At 64.2% G+C, this 17,375-nt stretch carries 18 protein-coding genes and 1 pseudogene; 11 read left to right on the top strand and 8 right to left on the bottom strand.

Annotation, left to right across the window (positions count from 1 at the left end):
* A partial coding sequence (locus tag HNP00_RS22585) for a TetR/AcrR family transcriptional regulator (RefSeq protein ID WP_184741959.1) occupies positions 1–179 on the bottom strand: 179 nt, incomplete at its 3' end.
* A gap of 111 nt (positions 180–290) precedes the next feature.
* On the opposite strand from HNP00_RS22585, the gene HNP00_RS22580 reads away from it, so the two are divergent.
* From HNP00_RS22580 to HNP00_RS22570, 4 genes are all read left to right on the top strand, one after another.
* Positions 291–509, top strand: coding sequence for a hypothetical protein (locus HNP00_RS22580; RefSeq protein WP_184741957.1), 219 nt, complete (start codon positions 291–293; stop codon positions 507–509).
* Positions 510–629: 120 nt separating this feature from the next.
* On the top strand, positions 630–851 hold the full coding sequence (locus HNP00_RS23045) for a DUF5996 family protein (RefSeq protein WP_221451742.1): 222 nt from the start codon (positions 630–632) through the stop codon (positions 849–851).
* A gap of 1 nt (position 852) precedes the next feature.
* Complete coding sequence (locus tag HNP00_RS22575) at positions 853–1,572, top strand: DUF5996 family protein (protein WP_311770656.1); 720 nt, start codon at positions 853–855, stop codon at positions 1,570–1,572.
* A gap of 126 nt (positions 1,573–1,698) precedes the next feature.
* Entirely contained in the window at positions 1,699–2,046 is a 348-nt protein-coding gene (locus HNP00_RS22570) for a UBP-type zinc finger domain-containing protein (protein WP_184741956.1), read from the top strand.
* A gap of 187 nt (positions 2,047–2,233) precedes the next feature.
* Here HNP00_RS22570 and HNP00_RS22565 read toward each other — a convergent pair whose 3' ends face one another.
* Both HNP00_RS22565 and HNP00_RS22560 read right to left on the bottom strand, forming a co-directional pair.
* Complete coding sequence (locus HNP00_RS22565) at positions 2,234–2,581, bottom strand: VOC family protein (protein ID WP_184741955.1); 348 nt, start codon at positions 2,579–2,581, stop codon at positions 2,234–2,236.
* A 67-nt stretch (positions 2,582–2,648) separates the two neighbouring features.
* Positions 2,649–3,386: an SDR family NAD(P)-dependent oxidoreductase gene (locus HNP00_RS22560; protein WP_184741954.1), complete on the bottom strand. Its 738-nt coding sequence runs from the start codon at positions 3,384–3,386 to the stop codon at positions 2,649–2,651.
* Positions 3,387–3,491: 105 nt separating this feature from the next.
* Between HNP00_RS22560 and HNP00_RS22555 the strand changes: the two genes are divergently transcribed.
* Together HNP00_RS22555 and HNP00_RS22550 are read left to right on the top strand one after the other, a co-directional pair.
* Positions 3,492–4,094: a TetR/AcrR family transcriptional regulator gene (locus tag HNP00_RS22555; RefSeq protein ID WP_184741953.1), complete on the top strand. Its 603-nt coding sequence runs from the start codon at positions 3,492–3,494 to the stop codon at positions 4,092–4,094.
* A 443-nt stretch (positions 4,095–4,537) separates the two neighbouring features.
* Complete coding sequence (locus tag HNP00_RS22550; RefSeq protein WP_184741952.1) at positions 4,538–5,191, top strand: hypothetical protein; 654 nt, start codon at positions 4,538–4,540, stop codon at positions 5,189–5,191.
* 342 nt (positions 5,192–5,533) lie between these two features.
* Here the strand turns inward: HNP00_RS22550 and HNP00_RS22545 are convergent, their stop codons facing one another.
* From HNP00_RS22545 to HNP00_RS22535, 3 genes and pseudogenes are all read right to left on the bottom strand, one after another.
* The gene (locus tag HNP00_RS22545; protein WP_184741951.1) at positions 5,534–6,580 is read right to left on the bottom strand and encodes an NAD(P)-dependent alcohol dehydrogenase; all 1,047 of its coding nucleotides are present in this window, start codon (positions 6,578–6,580) and stop codon (positions 5,534–5,536) included.
* A gap of 129 nt (positions 6,581–6,709) precedes the next feature.
* Positions 6,710–8,200 carry a mannitol dehydrogenase family protein gene (locus HNP00_RS22540; protein ID WP_184741950.1) on the bottom strand — a complete coding sequence of 497 codons (1,491 nt, stop codon included), beginning with the start codon at positions 8,198–8,200 and terminating at the stop codon, positions 6,710–6,712.
* Positions 8,201–8,362: 162 nt separating this feature from the next.
* A pseudogene (locus HNP00_RS22535) lies at positions 8,363–8,671 on the bottom strand (sugar ABC transporter ATP-binding protein); the annotation flags it as partial.
* Positions 8,672–8,865: 194 nt separating this feature from the next.
* On the opposite strand from HNP00_RS22535, the gene HNP00_RS22530 reads away from it, so the two are divergent.
* Positions 8,866–9,075: a hypothetical protein gene (locus HNP00_RS22530; RefSeq protein WP_184741949.1), complete on the top strand. Its 210-nt coding sequence runs from the start codon at positions 8,866–8,868 to the stop codon at positions 9,073–9,075.
* Between the two features lie 760 nt (positions 9,076–9,835).
* On the opposite strand, the gene HNP00_RS22525 is transcribed toward HNP00_RS22530, so the two are convergent.
* Positions 9,836–10,537, bottom strand: coding sequence for a FadR/GntR family transcriptional regulator (locus tag HNP00_RS22525; protein WP_311770655.1), 702 nt, complete (start codon positions 10,535–10,537; stop codon positions 9,836–9,838).
* A 244-nt stretch (positions 10,538–10,781) separates the two neighbouring features.
* On the opposite strand from HNP00_RS22525, the gene HNP00_RS22520 reads away from it, so the two are divergent.
* From HNP00_RS22520 to HNP00_RS22510, 3 genes are read left to right on the top strand one after another with little or no spacing between them, the layout of a single operon-like run.
* The gene (locus HNP00_RS22520) at positions 10,782–12,101 is read left to right on the top strand and encodes an MFS transporter (protein ID WP_184741947.1); all 1,320 of its coding nucleotides are present in this window, start codon (positions 10,782–10,784) and stop codon (positions 12,099–12,101) included.
* Positions 12,098–13,393, top strand: a complete 1,296-nt coding sequence (locus HNP00_RS22515) for a CaiB/BaiF CoA-transferase family protein (RefSeq protein ID WP_184741946.1) — start codon at positions 12,098–12,100, stop codon at positions 13,391–13,393. Before HNP00_RS22520 ends, HNP00_RS22515 begins: the two co-directional genes overlap by 4 nt.
* Positions 13,390–14,169 carry an enoyl-CoA hydratase/isomerase family protein gene (locus tag HNP00_RS22510; RefSeq protein WP_184741945.1) on the top strand — a complete coding sequence of 260 codons (780 nt, stop codon included), beginning with the start codon at positions 13,390–13,392 and terminating at the stop codon, positions 14,167–14,169. Before HNP00_RS22515 ends, HNP00_RS22510 begins: the two co-directional genes overlap by 4 nt.
* 253 nt (positions 14,170–14,422) lie before the next feature.
* On the opposite strand, the gene HNP00_RS22505 is transcribed toward HNP00_RS22510, so the two are convergent.
* Positions 14,423–15,712 carry an ammonium transporter gene (locus HNP00_RS22505; RefSeq protein ID WP_184741944.1) on the bottom strand — a complete coding sequence of 430 codons (1,290 nt, stop codon included), beginning with the start codon at positions 15,710–15,712 and terminating at the stop codon, positions 14,423–14,425.
* Positions 15,713–15,966: 254 nt separating this feature from the next.
* Here HNP00_RS22505 and glnT point away from each other — a divergent pair, with 254 nt between their 5' ends.
* Entirely contained in the window at positions 15,967–17,355 is a 1,389-nt protein-coding gene (glnT, locus tag HNP00_RS22500) for a type III glutamate--ammonia ligase (protein ID WP_184741943.1), read from the top strand.
* Positions 17,356–17,375: the final 20 nt, after the last annotated feature.

Genomic DNA, 17,375 nt, shown 5'->3' with positions numbered 1-17,375 from the left:
TAGAGGAACAGGGTCCCGGTGCCGATGTCGGCCTTGTCGGCGATCTGCTGCGTCGTGACATCCTCGACTCCGTGTTCAGCGAACAGCTCGCTGGCCGCGGCAGTGATGCGATCGAGCTTCTGCTGCTTATTTCGCTCGCGCCGTCCGAGCGGCTGGGACGCGACCCCGCCGGCGTGCACTCGCCCGGGCACGTCGCCGCGACTGATGACCAAGCGATCGAAGAGTTCTGGCCCCACTACGAAACCGCGTTCGCGGAAGCCGCCAGGGTGCGAGGATTCAGGCCTCCCACCATGCAAAACTTCCTCCACGACGTCGGGCCAGGCGGAGCACTGTATGTCGGCTCGCCCGAAACCGTAGCCCGAAAGATCACAGAAACGCTCAAGACGCTCGGGGCAAGCCGCTTCGACCTGAAGTACGGAATGCCCGGGATAACCCAGACCAAAATCACGGCCAGCATCGAGCTCTTTGGGTCTCAGGTGGCTCCGCTGGTACGCGACATGATGGCTTAGGCTCCGTAGCGCCGGACCCAGGCGGTTGTGGCGGTAAAGGTGGCAGAATTGTTGCCACGGCGACTGCGGATGAGGCGCCGTTGCCGACGGTACGCGACGGGGACGGCGGAAGGACCAGCGATGGTCCAGTTTGGAGGCCAGATGGCCCACCCTGGATGGCCCCGGCTTCGGGTCGACGATTGGACCCAGACCCGGGAGACCGTGCACATGTGGACGCAGATCGTCGGAAAAATCCGCATGGCGCACGCCCCGATGCTGAACCACTGGTGGCAGGGGACGCCATACGTCACGCCGCGCGGACTGACGACATCAATGATCCCGTACGGCCTCGGGGGCCTATGACATCGAATTCGATTTCTGTGACCACCGGCTGCATATACGCTCCAGCAACGGAACTTCAGCATTCGTCGTCCTCGGAGCCAAATCGGTGGCCGAATTCCATGCCGAGGTGTTCGAGGCCCTGGGCAGCCTCGGTATCGAGGCGGCCATCCGCGGCGTCCCGAACGAGGTGGACCCGGCCATACCCTTCGCCGAGGACCATCAGCATGCATCCTACGACCCGGGGGCTATCCGGTTGTTCTGGCAGCAATTAGTCCAGTCGGACCGGGTCCTGAACGAATTCAGGTCCCGGTTCAGGGGCAAGGCCAGTCACGTCCACTTCTTCTGGGGAGGCATGGACCTGGCGTATGCCCGCTTCTCCGGCCGGGTGGCGCCCACCCACCCCGGAGGAGTCCCGAACTGCGCCGACTGGGTGATGGTGGAGGGGTACTCCCACGAGTTGAGCAGCTGCGGGTTTTGGCCCGGAGGAGGGGACGAAGGATCCTTCTATGCCTACTCCTATCCCGAGCCGGCCGGCTACGCCGAATATGTGAGCGACGCCGACGGTGCGGCCTACAGCAATGACGCCAGGCTCTACCTCCTCCCGCATGAGAACGTCCGAACCGCGCAGAACCCCGACAAGATGCTGCTGCGGTTCCTGCAATCCACCTACGAGGCGGCCGCGGAGACGGGACTCTGGAACCGCGCCGGGCCGGAGGCGGATCCTGCCCGTTGGCGGCGCTGACGACGAGGCCAACAGCAGGGACCACCGGACGGTCCACCGCTCGGTCACCATTCCTTCGGCGCGGAATGGCTGTGGGCGTAAAGTAGTGGGTGGTCTACGGCCACTCCAATCCGAGGGAAAGCCACAATGAATGCAAAACCAGGAATCGACGTTTCGATTCCGCCTAGCGGACCTGGTTGCGTTGAATGCGAGGCCAACGGAGGCTGGTGGCTGCATCTGCGCAGGTGCGCCCAGTGCGGGCACATCGGCTGCTGCGACAACTCGCCGGGGCAACACGCCACAGCCCATGCGCAATCCAGCGGTCACCCGGTCATCCGCAGCTTCGAACCGGGCGAGGACTGGTTCTTCAATTATCCCGACTCCGCATTTTTCGCCGGACCGGAACTTGAACCGCCGGCGTATCACCCACTCGATCAAAGCGTTCCTGGCCCAGCCTCACGCGTCCCGGCTGACTGGCAGCAGCAACTGCGCTGACGGGGGTGCCAGACCGGACCACACTCCACCCAGGCGCGCGTCTCAAAGTGGGAGCCGCCTCCGCGTCTCTAAAACGATTTTGACCTGCCTTAGTTCGGCAGATCATCGATTCCCTGCTTTGCCGGCGCCGTAACGCGACCGGCGCTTTCCAGCAAGGGAAAGGGCTGGCCACAGCCACCCGTGCGAGCTATCCGGGGATGAGGTCGAATTCGTTGCCGTCGGGGTCGGCGAACGTTACCCAGTTGCCGTCGTTGTCCGCGAGGGTGGTCAGTTGTGTGGCGCCGAGACCGCGGAGTCTCTCCGACTCGGCGGTGAAGTCGCTGGTCTTCAGGTCGAAATGCAGCCGATTCTTGACGGTTTTGGGTTCCGGGACCTTGTGGAACATCAGCACCGGGCTGCCGTCGCCCGCGGCGACCGCGGCGAACGTTTCGGATGCGCCCTCGTTCACCGTCCGTCCGAGCGCACTGGCCCAGAACGTCGCGATCGCGGCGGCGTCGTTCGTGTCGAAACTGACTCCGAGAATGGTGGTTGTCATGGTTTGATTCCTTTGTTTTGTGGTGTGTGAGCCGATGCCCTGCCGTGAGGGCGGCGCGCCGGGTGATTCAGACTGCGGTTCGGCCGCCGTCGACGGCGATGACGGCGCCGGTCATGTAGCTGGCGCGGGGTGAGACCATGAAGCCGATGACGTTCGCGATCTCTTCGGGCACTGCTGCCCGTCCCAGAAGGGTGGTCTCGCCGAGGGCTTTGATCCGTGCGGGATCCGATGCGGTGTAAACCGGTCCGGCGGCGATCGCGTTTACGCGCACTCCGCTCGGGCTGTACTCGGCGGCCCACGAGCGTGTGAGTGCGACCAGGGAGAGTTTCGTGGCGCCGTACGCCGCTCCGCCGGCGAGGCCGATCAGTCCGGCCATGCTGGCAAGGCTGATGATGCTGCCGCTTCCCTTGGCTGCCATCGCCGGGGCGAAGGCGGAAACGAGCAGGTACGGTGCCCGCACATTGGAATCGAACATTGCGTCGAACTTTCCGGCGTCAAGGTCGACGGAGGGCCCGAACCAGGAGAACCCTGCGTTGTTCACGAGGATGTCAACGTCACCGGCTTCCTGAACGAGCTCCTGGATTCCCTCGGCGGTGCTGATGTCGGCTCCCACGAACCGCGCATGGCCGCCGCCGAGCTCGATCTCTTCGAGGACCCGGACGCCGCGGTCGACGTCACGTCCATGTACCAAAACGGTCGCACCCTGGGCTGCGAGCTGGACGGCAACCGCCCGCCCGATGCCCGAGGTCGCTCCGGTCACCAGGGCCGTTTGGCCTTGGAGGTCTTTGATCTGTGTATCCGACATTTCCTGCTCCTTGTTTTAGACTGGTCCGTCTAAAACAGCACTTTAGACCGGTTAGTCTAAGCATGCAACACTTTTTTAGACTAACCAGTCTGATATAATTCCGGGATGGTCCAGAAAGCGGAAAGGAAGCCGTCCCCGAGGCAGAAGCTCCTCGCCGCGGCGGACGAGCTCTTTTACAACGAGGGCGTCCACGCGGTCACTATCGATCGCGTCATCGACAAGGCGTCCGTGGCCCGGGGGTCGCTCTATTACAACTTCGAGGGCAAGGACGACCTGATCAGGGAATACCTGCTCGGACGCCACGCGGCATGGACCGCCCGTGTCGATGAAGCCGTCGCGGAGGCGAAGGACCCGGCCGAGAAGATCCTCGCGGTGTTCGATGCGCTCGGCACATTGTTCGCCGAGCCAAGCTATCGCGGCTGCTCGTTCATGAACGCCGTCGCCGAAGCGCCGGCCGACGGACCGGAGATCAAGGCCGCCGCCAACTATCGATCCTGGCTGCACGAACTCTTCGGCGACCTCGTCGCAGCGCTCAATTCGCGAAATCCGCAGGACCTGACCGATCAACTTGTCGTCCTCTACGACGGCGCGGTCACCGCGGCGCAGATGGACAAATCGCATCACTCCGCCGCAACCGCGAGGACTCTCGCCTCGATGGCCGTGGAGTCGTCAGCCTCCAGAAGCCAGACGGCGCAGGCAGCCGGGTAGACGCCGTCCAGATTCCCGGAACCGCCATTTTGAAGCTGCGAAAAAACCGCCATTTCGAGTTAACAATCAGAGGATTCTTCGCGGCGGGGGAGAGTGCGGCGGCTGTCGCTGCGGGGGACCGGTTTGCGCGGCAGCCGGCGGCCATCTCCAGAAATCATCGCCTGGCGGAGATAGGCAACATGGATATCGGCACTAGGTTTCTCTATGTGCTCCCGGCGTTTGCCGGAACGGTGACAGCTCGGTGGCATTAGTCTCGCAATCGGTCGGTTAAGGCTGTGCCACTTGCGACGGCGGAACGGGCGAGCGTGGTGAGACGAACGTCTCTCGATGAGGTCGGCTGAGGACCCGCATGCCTGGTCATCCGGAACGACTGAGTCGCTCCACCGGGGTCGACGCCGTAGACACTCGAAGTCGATTGCCGACGAGGCGGGACATGGCGTTGAATGTGCCTTATGGTCGACTGGGTTTTACTCTCAAACCTCGGCACCGCTCTCGGTACGACGGTGCTCGCCGTCGCGACGTTCATTTCCACGAGGTCGGCCAACCGGTCGGCGCGGCTGGCGGAGCGCGCCCTGCTGAATGGTTTGCGCCCCATCCTGCTGCCCTCCAACTGGTCGGACGCCCCGCAGAAGGTGCGGTTCATGGAAGGCAAGTGGATGCTCGTGCACGGTGGCCATGCCGCCCTCGAGATCGCCGACGACGCGGTGTACCTGTTGATGTCCGTGCGCAACGCCGGCGCAGGGGTGGCGGTCCTGCATGGCTGGCATCTGCCCCCGGACGCCAGGGCTCCCTTGTCGCCGGTCGAGGACTTCCACCGGCTGACCCGGGACATCTACGTGCCCTCCAACGACACCGGTTTCTGCCAGGTCGCGATCCGGGACCCGGCGTCGGCCGACTACCGTAACGCAACCAAGGGAGCAGCCGGTGACGGCTTCGCCGTCGACGTGCTCTACGGAGATGCCGAGGGCTCCCAGCGCGTCGTCTCTCGTTTCTACATCACGCCAGGACCCGGCGGCCCGGGCCACGAAGACGACGCCGAGTGGCTGCTGATGGTCTCGCGCCACTGGAACCTAGACCTGCCGGCGCCCCGCGACTGAGCCCAGAGTTCAGCGTCTGGGCGAGATTCTCGCGCCGGGAGCCTGTTCCCCGCGCCGGGCCGTGTTCTGTTCTGGAAGGACTCGCTACCGGTATTGCCGGGCTCGGGTCTCGAGCCAGGTGCCCGATAGCTCGTCGATCTGGCACCTTCGGTTGATTGGGCCCTTGCTACTTCGGGAGCCGATTTGAACGAGCTGGCAAGTGAGAGCTCGGCCGAGGCAGCGGCCTGGTGGAGGTTCCCTAAGCGGTTCCAAAGCACCGCTCATCCAAGCTGTGTGATTTAGCCGCGGCAGTTGGGGTGACCGGGGCCGTGGTGGTCCTGGTGAGTTTTCTTGCGGGGCTGGCTAGATCGTCGAGGTGTCGATGACGAACCGGTAGCGGACGTCGCTCGCGACAACACGGTCCCACGCCTCGTTGATCCTTTCGGCCGGGATGATCTCGATCTCGGACCCGAGGCCGTGCTCGGCGCAGAAGTCGAGCATCTCCTGTGTCTGGCGGATGCCGCCGTTCTTCGTGCCCGCGAGGCGGCGGCGGAACGCGACGAGCGACCCCGGCTTGTAGTTCATTGGGTCGGCCGGGAGTCCGGCGACGACGAAGGTCCCGTCGAGTGCGAGGAGGGCGAGGTAGGCGTCGAGGTCGAGGTCCGCAGAGACGGTGCTGATGATGAGGTCGAAACGGCCCTTGAGGTCCTCGAACGTGTTCTTGTCCGAGCTTGCGTAATAGTGATTCGCGCCGAACCGGTATGCGTCGTCCTGTTTCTTGAGTGAATGGCTGATCACGGATACCTCGGCGCCCAGTGCGTGGGCGATCTTCACGCCCATGTGTCCGAGCCCGCCCATCCCGACGATCGCGATCTGCTTGCCCGGACCGGCCTCCCAGTTCTTGAGCGGGGAATAGAGCGTGATGCCCGCGCACAGGAGTGGGGCGGCGACGTCGAGCCCGAGCCCGTCCGGGATCCGCAGGACGTAGTTCTCCTCGACGGTGATATGGGTGCTGTAGCCTCCGGCGGTCGGCTGGCCGTCCCGGCCGATGGAGTTATAGGTGTCGACGTAGCCCTCAAGGCAGTACTGTTCTTCTCCGGCGAGGCAGTTGGCGCACATCCGGCACGAGTCGACGAAGCAGCCGACGCCGACCCGGTCGCCTGCAGCATACTTTGTCACCTCGCTGCCGACTGCCTCGACGATGCCGGCGATCTCGTGGCCCACGACCATGGGATAGGAGATGACGCCCCATTCCCACTCCCCGCGGGCGGTGTGGATGTCGGAGTGGCAGATGCCGGCAAACTTGATCGCGATGAGGACCTCGCGGGGTCCGGGTTCACGCCGCTCGATCGTCGTCGGAACGAGCGGCTCGGTCGCTGACGGGACCGCGTACGCGCGTACTGTGGGCATGGGCTTAGCCTTTCTGGCTATGTGGCTCGGAGGGTCTGAGCGCGATGGAAGGGTCGGGCGCTTTCGCTGAAGCAGCGGAGCGGAGGTGGCGCCCTGCCGGCACGGTGGCCGGGTCGGCTCCACCGCCACTCAGGCGATGGCTGCCCGCTTTCGCTGGACGAGGTTAAGGAGAGTCGCGCGGGCCCCGATGCTGTTGAGCGATTCGCGGACGGATATGAAGTGCTTGACGAAGTCCGGGCTGTTTCCGAGGTCCCCGAAGACCTCCCGCATCTGGAGGAAGGCCCCCGGTGTCTCGCGTTCGGCTTGGGCCGCTCGGATCACGCTTTCGCGCCGTGGATCGATGACTTCCATGGTGGCGCCGTGTTCGTCTTTGCCTTGGGCGTAGCGGGCCCAGGCGGCAACGATCGCGGCGCAGACTTCCACAGAACCTTCAGCCCGCAGACGGTCTGTGACGACGGGAAGCACGAATTTTGGGATCCGGTCGGAAGTCTCTGCGCAGATGCGCGCGATCGGGTCCTGCAGCTGGGGGTTCGCGAACCGGGTCAGGACCTCCCTGCCCCAGGCGGTGAAGTCGACGCCGTCGATCGGCGTCAGGGAGGGGACCGCTTCCTCGTCGATGTATCGGATCAGAAACGAGTGGATGTCGGGATCATCGATGGCTTCGTGGACGTACCGGTAGTTGAGCAGCCGCCCGAAGAAGCAAAGGCCCTGGTGGACGCCGTTGGCCAGACGGAGCTTCATTCGCTCGTACGGTGCGACATCGGGGACAAGGTCGACTCCCACTTTATCGAGTGGGGGCCTTCCGTTCGCGAAGTTGTCTTCGATCGTCCATTGGGTGAAGGGCTCGCAGGTGACTGCCCAGCCGTCCTCGAGGTTGAACCGGCTTGCGAGGTAGGTTCGGTCGGCGTCCGTTGTCGCCGGGACGACGCGATCGACCATGGATCCGGGGAAGGTCATGTTCTCGTCGATCCAGTCCAACATGTCAGGCCCGGCCTGGGCGGCGAAGGACTTGAGTGCGCGTTCGGCGACTTTGCCGTTGTCCTGGATGTTGTCGCAGGAAAGCAGCGTGATCCGCCCGGCGTCGCGGTCGCGTCGCAGGCGCAGTGCGTTCAGGAGGAGGCCGAGCCAGGACTGGCTGTCCCCGGGGTGTGCCATGTCGTGGGCGATGAGGCGGTCGCCGGCGCCGGTGAATGTCCCCGTGGCGGGGTCGATGCCGTAGCCGCCTTCGGTGATCGTGAGGGAGACGATGCGAGTGGATGGTGACGCGATCCTGTTCAGGACGGATTCGGTGCTGTCGTGCGCGCTCTCGAATCCGATGATGGAGCCGATGACGCGTGAGACGCGGCTGCCGTCGCTGTGCTTCTCGGTCAAGGTGTAGAGGTGGTCTTGTGCCGCGAAAGGGTTGTCCTGTGCCAGGGGCCTCATGGTCACGCCCCAGATCGCCCAGTCCTGGTCGAGGCCGGCTTCGAAAAGCCTGTCCAGGTACATCGCCTGATGGGCGCGGTGGAAGTGACCGACGCCGATGTGCACTATTCCGGGGCGGAGGTCAGCACGGTCGTAGCCGGGCGTGTGCAGATCGTGTGGCAGGTGTGCCAGCTTTTGGTTGTCGAGGTGGTTCATAACAGCCTTTGGCTTGAAAATGGTCGAAGTGTCGATAAAGCAGGGCGGCATGCGGGAATTTCCTGTGTCGCCCGTAGGGGCCCCGCCCGAAGATTGGCTTCGGGCGGGGCCCGGTTCAGTGGGCTGTCGGGGGAATCCTCCGGGTCAGTCCACCGGGCGCGATTATCCGCCGGAGGAAGTAAGCAGTCCGGTGATGGTCCCGAGCAGGCTCTCGGCGTCGAACTCCGAGGTCGGGGCTTCCCGGATCACCCGCCCCAGGCGAAGCACGACAACCCGGTCGGTGACTTCAAGGACGTGGGGAAGGGTGTGCGAGATGAAGATCACCCCGAGGCCGCGGGCCTTCGCCGTCCGGATGACGTCCAGGACTTCTTTGGACTGTCGGGCGCCGAGGTGGTTCGTGGGCTCGTCGAGGATGATCACCTTGCGTGCCCATGTCACGGCCCTGCCGATTGCGACGGCCTGGCGCTGGCCTCCGGAGTGCTCTGTGTGTACCGGTCATGTTGTGAAGGGCCCCTTCGGGGGCCCTTTCTTGTATCCGCACGCCTCCGCTTTCCTTATTGAGGAGCATGTTCTGTGGTCCTGCTTGTTCATGGTAATCCCGAGGCTTAACGACATGACTTCGAACGAGTCTGCCGCTTCTCATATTGGTTGGCCTCGCCGTTGGTGTGGCAGGCCTAGCTCTGGTTCTCTTCGGCTTCTGCGTCTTCAGGGACATCGACGGCGCCGCGCGCTCGTGGTCGCGTATATACAAGAAGAGCCGGGGCATCTCTCCGGAAGGCTTCGCCTTCGCGGATGTTCCAACACTCAAGGGCATGGGATTCGTCTACATGTTGATCGGCGCGTTGTGGTTTGTGTTCGCGATTTTTGCACCGTAGGGGCTTCGCGTTGCGCCTGGTTCATGCGATCGATTTCGTGGAATGCGTTTAGTTCGGCCCGCATTGGCCCCATAATCTTGCTTAGCTGTTAGAGCGGGCCTTGATGGGGGAATGAGATGAGTGACGAGCGGGGTCCCGAAGGCCGTCTGGCGGGACAGGAGGACATGGTCCCCGGGACGGTGGAGCCGTTGCCCCGCGGCTGGCCGTCCCCGGGCTCGAAGCTGTTGGCGATCGTGGCGGCGGTCTGCGGTTTGGCACTCATTGCCGCGGGATTTCTTGGTGGCTTCTTGCTGCCGGTGGCAAAGGACTGTCCGGCGGCGTTCGCGCATCAGGCCGTGGTCACCCTCGCCTGCCATGACGCGGCGGTCCCGATGGATGCCGCGTGGCTGGCCTTCTTCGTGGTGGGCGGTGCAGGTGTCATCTTCGCCCTGGTCCGCACCTACTTCTCCCTGCGGCCGAATGCCCCGGTGAACCGGGCGGCCGGACGGGCCTCGTTCGCCGTCGCCCGGCAGCAGCCGCTGTTCCTGCTGCAGGAGTATGGAGAGCATGGAGCGGCTTGGGTGCCGGAGCCTGTGACGCAGCGCCGGTGGACGGGGGACGGATCGTCTCTCCAGCATGCGGCGCGCAGGCCGCGGAGGTGGCCGTACATCACCGCGATCGTCGTCTTGGCTCTGGGAGTGCCCTGCAGGAGGCGAGCGATCACGAGAATGAACGAGGCCCAGCTGCCTTGCCGGAACCACTTGGGGTCCGTGGGCGATCGTTACCTGAGTAGATCGACGTCGGAGACAAGCTCGATGTGCGTCAGCATCGCTTCCGCTGCGGCCTCGGGGTCCTGGGCACGGATCGCGTCTGCTATCTTGCGGTGGGAGGCGAGTGATTGCTCGGGCCGTCCCGGCTGCCCCAGGGATTCCAGACGTGTTTCGAGGACCATTTCCGCGATGAAGGTCATGAGCTGGGCCATTACTGATGAATGGGCTGCAGCCGTGACCGCCTGGTGGAAGAGTTCGTCTCCGTGCACGCCTTTGCCTCCGCTGGCAATCTCATCGGCCATCACCTGAAGTGCCGAGTCGATTGCCTCCATCTCGGCATCGGTGCGCCTGACCGCGGCGAGTCCGGCGAGTTTCACTTCGAGGGTGCTTCGGGCTTCGACGATCTCGGGAAGCCTGTTTCTGTGTTCTCTGAGGCTTTTGATCACGGTGGCGATGCTGGGCCGGTATACCAGGACAGCGCCGGTGCCGTGTTGCACGTCGATGACGCCCAGGACCTCCAGTGCCACAAGTGCTTGGACCAGCGTGGCTCTGGATACTCCGAGCCGCTCCGCCAGATCCCGTTCGGCTGGCAACAGATCACCCGGACCAAGCTGGGCAGACTCGATGTAGCCAAGGAGCTGCGTCACGAGCTGTTCGTACAGGCGGGGTCTGGAAACACGCGCCAAGGGATCAGTTGGTGCGGTCTCGCGCACGTATGCCTCCTCACATAGTCCTCTGAGTAATAAGAATACACGGAGGAGCATTGACAAGGTGACTCACTGTACTAGAGGCTAGTCCAGTGATAATGTAGTCGACATCACATCAGATCTCCTGTCCAGGGAGGCCCCAGCGGCCCGCCCAAGGCGAACTCGATGAGTTCCCCTGAGACGCATAGCCACAACCCCACATATCCCCCACCGGGCACCGCGCCCGGAACATCAGACCAATGGAGTGATGATGACTGTTCAACAAGTGACCCGGGAGCAGGCCGTACGGCGTGCCACCGTGGCCAGCGTGGTTGGAACAACCATTGAGTGGTACGACTTTTTCCTTTACGGAACGGCGGCTGCCCTGGTTTTTCCGCAGCTGTTCTTTCCGGGCCAGTCCGCCTTTGCCGGCATTCTGGCGGCCTTCGGCACCCAGTTTGTGGGCTTCGTGGCACGTCTGGTCGGCGCTGCGATCTTTGGTCACTTCGGTGACCGGATCGGCCGTAAGACCACGCTGATGGCGACGCTGTTCCTGATGGCCTTCGGTACGGTGCTGATCGGGCTCCTTCCGACGTATCAGAGCATCGGTGTCGCCGCTCCTGTCCTGCTGGTGCTGCTGCGGATCATCCAGGGCGTCGGTGTCGGTGGGGAATGGGGCGGATCCGTTCTGCTCAGTATGGAATGGGGAAACCAAAAGCGACGCGGGCTGTCGGCCAGTTGGCCGCAGATGGGCGTGCCGCTCGGCCTTGTTCTGTCCACCGGAGTTGTGCGGTTGACCTCGGGAGTCACGGGGACAGAAGGATTCGCCGCGTTCGGTTGGAGGATTCCTTTCATTCTGAGCATTGTGCTGATCGGAGTCGGCATGTTCGTGCGGCTGCGCGTGGTCGAGAGCCCGGAGTTTGAGGCCGTCCGCACATCGAACAAGGTGATCAAGAACCCGATTCTGGAGGTCATCAAGCGTCAGCCGAAGCAGATCATTCTCTCCGCCCTGCTGCGGACGTCAGAGCAGGCGCCGTTCTACCTGTTCATCACTTTCGTCCTCACGTATGCCGTCAAGCATCTGAAGCTCAACAGCAACTCCATTTTGGATGACACCCTCATCGCGGCCGCACTGGGACTGATCAGCATCCCCGTGTTCGGGCGGCTCTCGGACCGCTTTGGCCGCCGCCGGGTGTATGGGATCGGTATCGTAATGACCGCGCTGTTCGCTTTCCCCTACTTCGGGCTGCTCAACACCGGCAATGCCCTTCTGGTCGGAATTGCCGTCGTCGTGAGCCTGGTGATCCACGATATGCAATACGGGCCGCAGGCAGCACTGATTGCGGAGAGCTTCGACCCGGAAATCCGCTACACGGGTGCAGGCATGGGCTACCAGCTCGCCAGCGTGGTTGCCGGCGGCCCGGCGCCCCTGATTGCTGCCGCCCTTCTGGAGCACTACGGGGATTCCACCGCCATCTCCATCTACATCGTCATCTGTACCGTCGTCAGCATGGCCGCCCTGATCCTGCTACCCAGGGCAGTGCAAGCCCTGGCCGCCACAACCCCGAAAGCCGTAGGAAACCCCGCATGAGCATCCAAGAAGAAAGCGTGCGGGACACGAGTGTCCGCAGTGGCGGTCCCCAGGAACCAACCCCGGGCCTGATCCCCCTCACGGACCCTTCCGGGGAGGCATCGGGCGGAGCCTTGCAGGACCTGGTGGTGCTGGACCTGACCCGGATACTCTCGGGCCCCTTCGCCACCATGACCTTGGCGGACCTCGGCGCCGACGTGATCAAAATCGAACAGCCCGGCCAAGGCGATGACACACGCCAGTGGGGGCCGCCCTTCCAGGGCGAAGAAGCGGCCTACTTCCTCTCCGTCAACCGCAACAAGCGCAGCCTGGCCGTGGACCTGAAGTCGGCCGAAGGCCTGGCCGCCGTGCGTCAACTGGCCCTGAAGGCGGACGTGCTGGTGGAGAATTTCCGGCCCGGGACGGCGGCCCGCCTTGGCCTGGGCTACGAGGACCTCTCCACGGAGAACCCCGGCCTTGTTTACGCGTCCATCAGCGGCTACGGACAGACCGGTCCAGATGCCGCACGTGCCGGCTACGACGCGATTGCCCAGGCTCGGAGCGGCATCATGAGCGTGACCGGTGAAGCAGGCGGACCGCCGGTCAGGGTCGGTGTCAGCAGCGCCGATCTCGTGGCCGGCATGTGGGCGACGATCGGCATCCTGGCCGCCCTGCACGAGAAAAAGCGCACCGGGCGCGGCCAATGGGTTGACATCAGCCTGCTCGACGGCTCCGTCTCCTGGCTGACATACGTTTCCAGCGGGTACTTTGCCAGCGGCGAAACGCCCCAACGCTACGGCTCGGCGCACCCCACCATCGCCCCCTACCAGGCATTCGCCACCGCCGACGGATTCGTGATGGTCGCCGTGGGAAACGACGGACTGTGGAGACGCTTGACCACCGCCTTGAACCGCGAAGAGCTGGCGGTCGATGAGCGTTTCGCGAGCAACCCGTCCAGGGTCGCGCACCGCAACATCCTCATCCCCCTCCTCGAGGAGATCATGCTCACCCGAAGAACGGACGAATGGGTACAGGCACTCGACCTGGCGGGTGTACCGGTCGGCCCCATCCAGACCGTCGATCAGGCGCTCATAGACCCACAGGTCATCGCCCGGGGCATGGTGGCAGAACTGGAGCACCCCACGGTGGGGGCACTGAAAATGGTCGGCTGTCCGGTCCGGCTCACCCGTACCCCTGCATCGATCAGGACGGCCCCGCCCCTGCTGGGCCAGCACACCGATGACATTCTGTCCGGGCTTGGCTTCAGCACAAACCGCATAGCTTCCCTGCGCGAAGCCGGTGCAGTCCAATGACCTCACCGAGCCCGGCAGAGCTGGACACCATCACCCTGGACGACTCCGGGTCCGTCGCGACCCTGACCATCGGAACAGGCCAACGCTTCAACGCCCTCGGACAGCAGGAATGGGAAACCCTGGAACACGCAGCCGCCTCACTGGCTGAACACGAAGCGCTCAGAGCCGTCGTCATCCGCGGCCGGGGAGGCGTGTTCTGTTCCGGCTCAGACCTCAGGGAATGGGAAAGCGCATCCTCCGACGCTGTCAGCGCCAGCTTCGCCGGCATGGAAGCGGCACTGCAAGCCATCGAAGACCTTCCCGTCCCCACCGTCGCCGCGGTGGAAGGCTTCGCAACCGGGGCAGGATGCCAACTCGCACTGGCCTGCGACCTTCAACTCATGAACCACTCCGCCAAAATCGGCATGCCCATAGCCCGCCTCGGCCTCCTGGTGCCGGCGACCTTCGCCAACAGGATGTCACTACGGATCGGCCCATCGAGGACCAAAGACCTGCTCTACGGCGGACGGCTGCTCACCGCCCAGCAAGCCAACGACATCGGCCTCATCACCACAGTGGTAGCTGACGACGACGTCGACGCGGCACTAGGAGAACTCCTCACTCGCTGGGACGGCCTTTCGGCCGCATCACAGCGGGCCTCCAAAGCCGCAGTGGACCTCGGGCTCAGCCCGGTCGCGCACCCCGCCCGGCAAGCACCACAAGGCCCCGCATCAGACCCACAGGAATTCGCCTGGCGAGTGAACTCCTTCCTGCACCGCCACAACCCGCGACGCTAGCTAGGCAAACGTAAGCCCGTCCGATGGCTATTCGGATCCGAAGGATTCCGGTGAGGCGAAGGAAATTGCCTGTTGGAGTCCTGGACGATGGCCCAGGCTGATCCTCCACCGGAAGACTGCCGGTCCTCGGGAAGCTGGGAACCTGGCAGCCTCCCGAGTGGTACCTGCCTCCTCTTTCATGGGATACGGGGGGCGCCCCGTGCCGACGATCGACGTTTAAGGCGTTCGCTGCGGAGGGCCGGCCGGCGCCGGTCTAGGCCCGGTGCGGGGAGCCTAGTTCCACGGGTTCTTCGTCGCTGAGGTAGGCGGCCTCGGAGTGGGCGGTGATGTCGATGCCGCGTAGTTCATCCGCTTCGTGGATGCGCAGGCCCATCGTGATGTTGAGGACCTTGGCGATGACCCAGGTGACGATAAAGGAATAGCCGAGCACGGCAAGTGTCGCCACGGTCTGGATGCCGAGCAGGCCGAACCCTCCGCCGTAGAACAGCCCGTTGACCTTGTTCGGGGCTGCATCGGTGGCGAACAATCCGATCAGTAGGGTTCCGAGGATGCCGCCGACCAGGTGCACACCGACGACGTCGAGGGAATCGTCGAAGCCTAGGCGGAACTTGAGTTCGATGGCCAGGGAGCAGACGGCGCCGGCGATCACACCGATGGCGAGGGCGCCGAGTGGGCTGACGGCGCCGCACGCGGGAGTGATGGCGACGAGTGCCGAGATCAGGCCGGATGCGGCGCCCATGCTGCTGGCGCTGCCAAGCCTGATGCGTTCCACCAGGGCCCAGGCCAGGAGGCCGGCGCAAGCGGCGACGGCGGTGTTCAGGAACACCACGGATGCGGACTGGCCGGCGGTGAGTGCGGAGCCTGCGTTGAAGCCGAACCAGCCGGCCCACAGGAGTCCTGCGCCGACCAGGACGAGCGGCCGGCTGTGGGGTTTGGTGTGTTCGCTCTTGGGCCAGCCGGCGCTGCGTCCAAGGACTAAAGCGAGGGCGAGGGCTGCGATTCCGGCGTTCATGTGGACGGCGGTTCCGCCGGCGAAGTCGATGGCTCTGAGGTTGTTGACGATCCAGCCGCCGGTCACGGAGCCGTCGGCTGAAGTGAAGGCGAATACCCAGTGGGCGACGGGAAAGTAGACCAGGGTTGCCCAGAGCGCGGCGAAGGTCATCCAGGCACCGAATTTCATGCGTCCGGCCGCCGCGCCGGCGATGATCGCCGTCGTGATTCCGGCGAAGAACAGCTGGAAGGAGGCGAACAGGGCAGCAGGTATGGGCGCTTTCGGGTCCTCGGCGAGCAACTGCTCCATCCCGAAGTACTCGGTGATGTTGCCGATGAGGCCGGCACCGCCGACCGAGTTGCCGAAGACCATCGAGTAGCCGAATACGGCCCAAAGCACCGCGACGATGCTCATTCCGCCGAAGCACATCATCATCATGTTCAGGATCCTGCGGGAACCGACCATTCCGCCGTAGAACAGGGCAAGGCCGGGGATCATGATGCACAGCAGGGCGCCTGCGGCGAGGATCCAGGCGGTATCTCCAGAATTCATGGGGCTCCAATCAGGAAGGGGAGTCTGGCGGCCGTAGACGCAGAAGGCGTCGCTCAACGTGACCGTGGGATGAAACCATGATTCATGACAGTGAACGATTGCGGGTTTCGCTCATGTTAAGTTCCCGTTGCGTTCGCCGCCTGATCGCGACTTGTGGATTTAACACTTCGGGAGTGCGCCTGTAACATCATTTTGACTACTGTGGTTCAACAGCGTTTCCCCTTAGGTAACATCAATTGAACAGGACAGTTCCGATGACCAGTGTCGCAACCCCTGAAGTACAGACCGGGCAATCGGTACCGGCCGAGGCCGGACAGATTTCCCTCGCGGACATCGCCAAGGCGCACAACGTGCGGTTCCTGCTGGCGACGTTCGTGGACATGACCGGCAAACCGTGCGCCAAGCTGGTCCCGGTCGAAGCCGCGGGCGAGCTCGAGGCCGGCGCGATGGGATTTGCCGGGTACGCCGCCGGGCTGATCGGGCAGAAGCCCCAGGATTCGGACCTCATCGCAATACCCGATCTCACCTCTTTCACGCCTGTGCCGTTCATCAAGGAGGGCCTGGCGATCATCCACTGCGACCCGCACGTGGACGGCACTCCGTGGCCCTACGCCCCGAGGGTCATCCTGAAAAACACGCTCGCCCGCCTGGGGGAGAAGGGCATGCAGGCCAAGGTCGGCGCCGAAGTGGAGTACTTCCTGGTCAACAAGAACCCCGACGGCTCCCTGAGCACTGCCGACGCCCGCGATGACTCGCCGCGTCCCTGCTATGACGCCCGTGGCGTCACCCGAATGTACGAACACCTGACGTCCATCTCGGAGGCGATGAACGGCCTGGGCTGGGGCAATTACGCCAACGACCACGAGGACGCCGCAGGGCAGTTTGAACAGAACTTCAATTACGCCGACGCCCTCACCACGGCCGACCGCGTGATCACGCTGCGCTACATCCTGAACATCCTCGCCGAACAGCGCGGCATGACCGCAACGTTCATGCCTAAACCGTTCACCGACCGGACCGGCACCGGCCTGCACTTCCACTTGTCCCTGTGGTCGGGGGCGGACGCGCTGTTCCCGCGGGACGACGATGGCGCGGACAACGGCGGCAGGGGACTTGGGCTTTCGGACCTCGCCTACTCGTTCATCGGGGGCATCCTGGAGCATGCGCCGGCCCTTCAAGCCTTCCTTGCGCCGACGGTCAACTCCTACAAACGCTCGGGCGCCACCACCAGCTCATCCGGAGCCACCTGGTCACCGCGCAAGGCCTCGTTCGGGGGCAATGACCGCACGCACATGATCCGGGTCCCGGACGAAAAACGGATCGAACTCCGTTCGGGGGACGGCTCGGCGAACCCGTACCTGGCCATCGCTACGGCGATCGAAGCAGGGCTCGACGGCGTCACGAACCGCACCGACCCCGGCGCGCCGTCCGGCCCCGGCGAAGCACGCGAGGGCGCCCACCTTTTGCCCGCGACACTCCTGCACGCCGTCGAGGCCCTGCGCCGGGACCCGGTGATGCTCTCGAGCCTGAGCGGCGATGCGGCGATCGGCGAGTACTACGCCGATGCCAAGGAAGAAGAGTTCCTGAGCTGGCACAACCAGGTCAGCGACTGGGAAATCCGCACCTACCTGACCTCGATCTGACAACCCCGCTACTAGCAAAG

The sequence above is a fragment of the Arthrobacter sp. AZCC_0090 genome (genome assembly GCF_014207375.1).
Lineage (GTDB): Bacteria > Actinomycetota > Actinomycetes > Actinomycetales > Micrococcaceae > Arthrobacter.
This window is presented reverse-complemented; position numbering and strand designations above follow the sequence as displayed.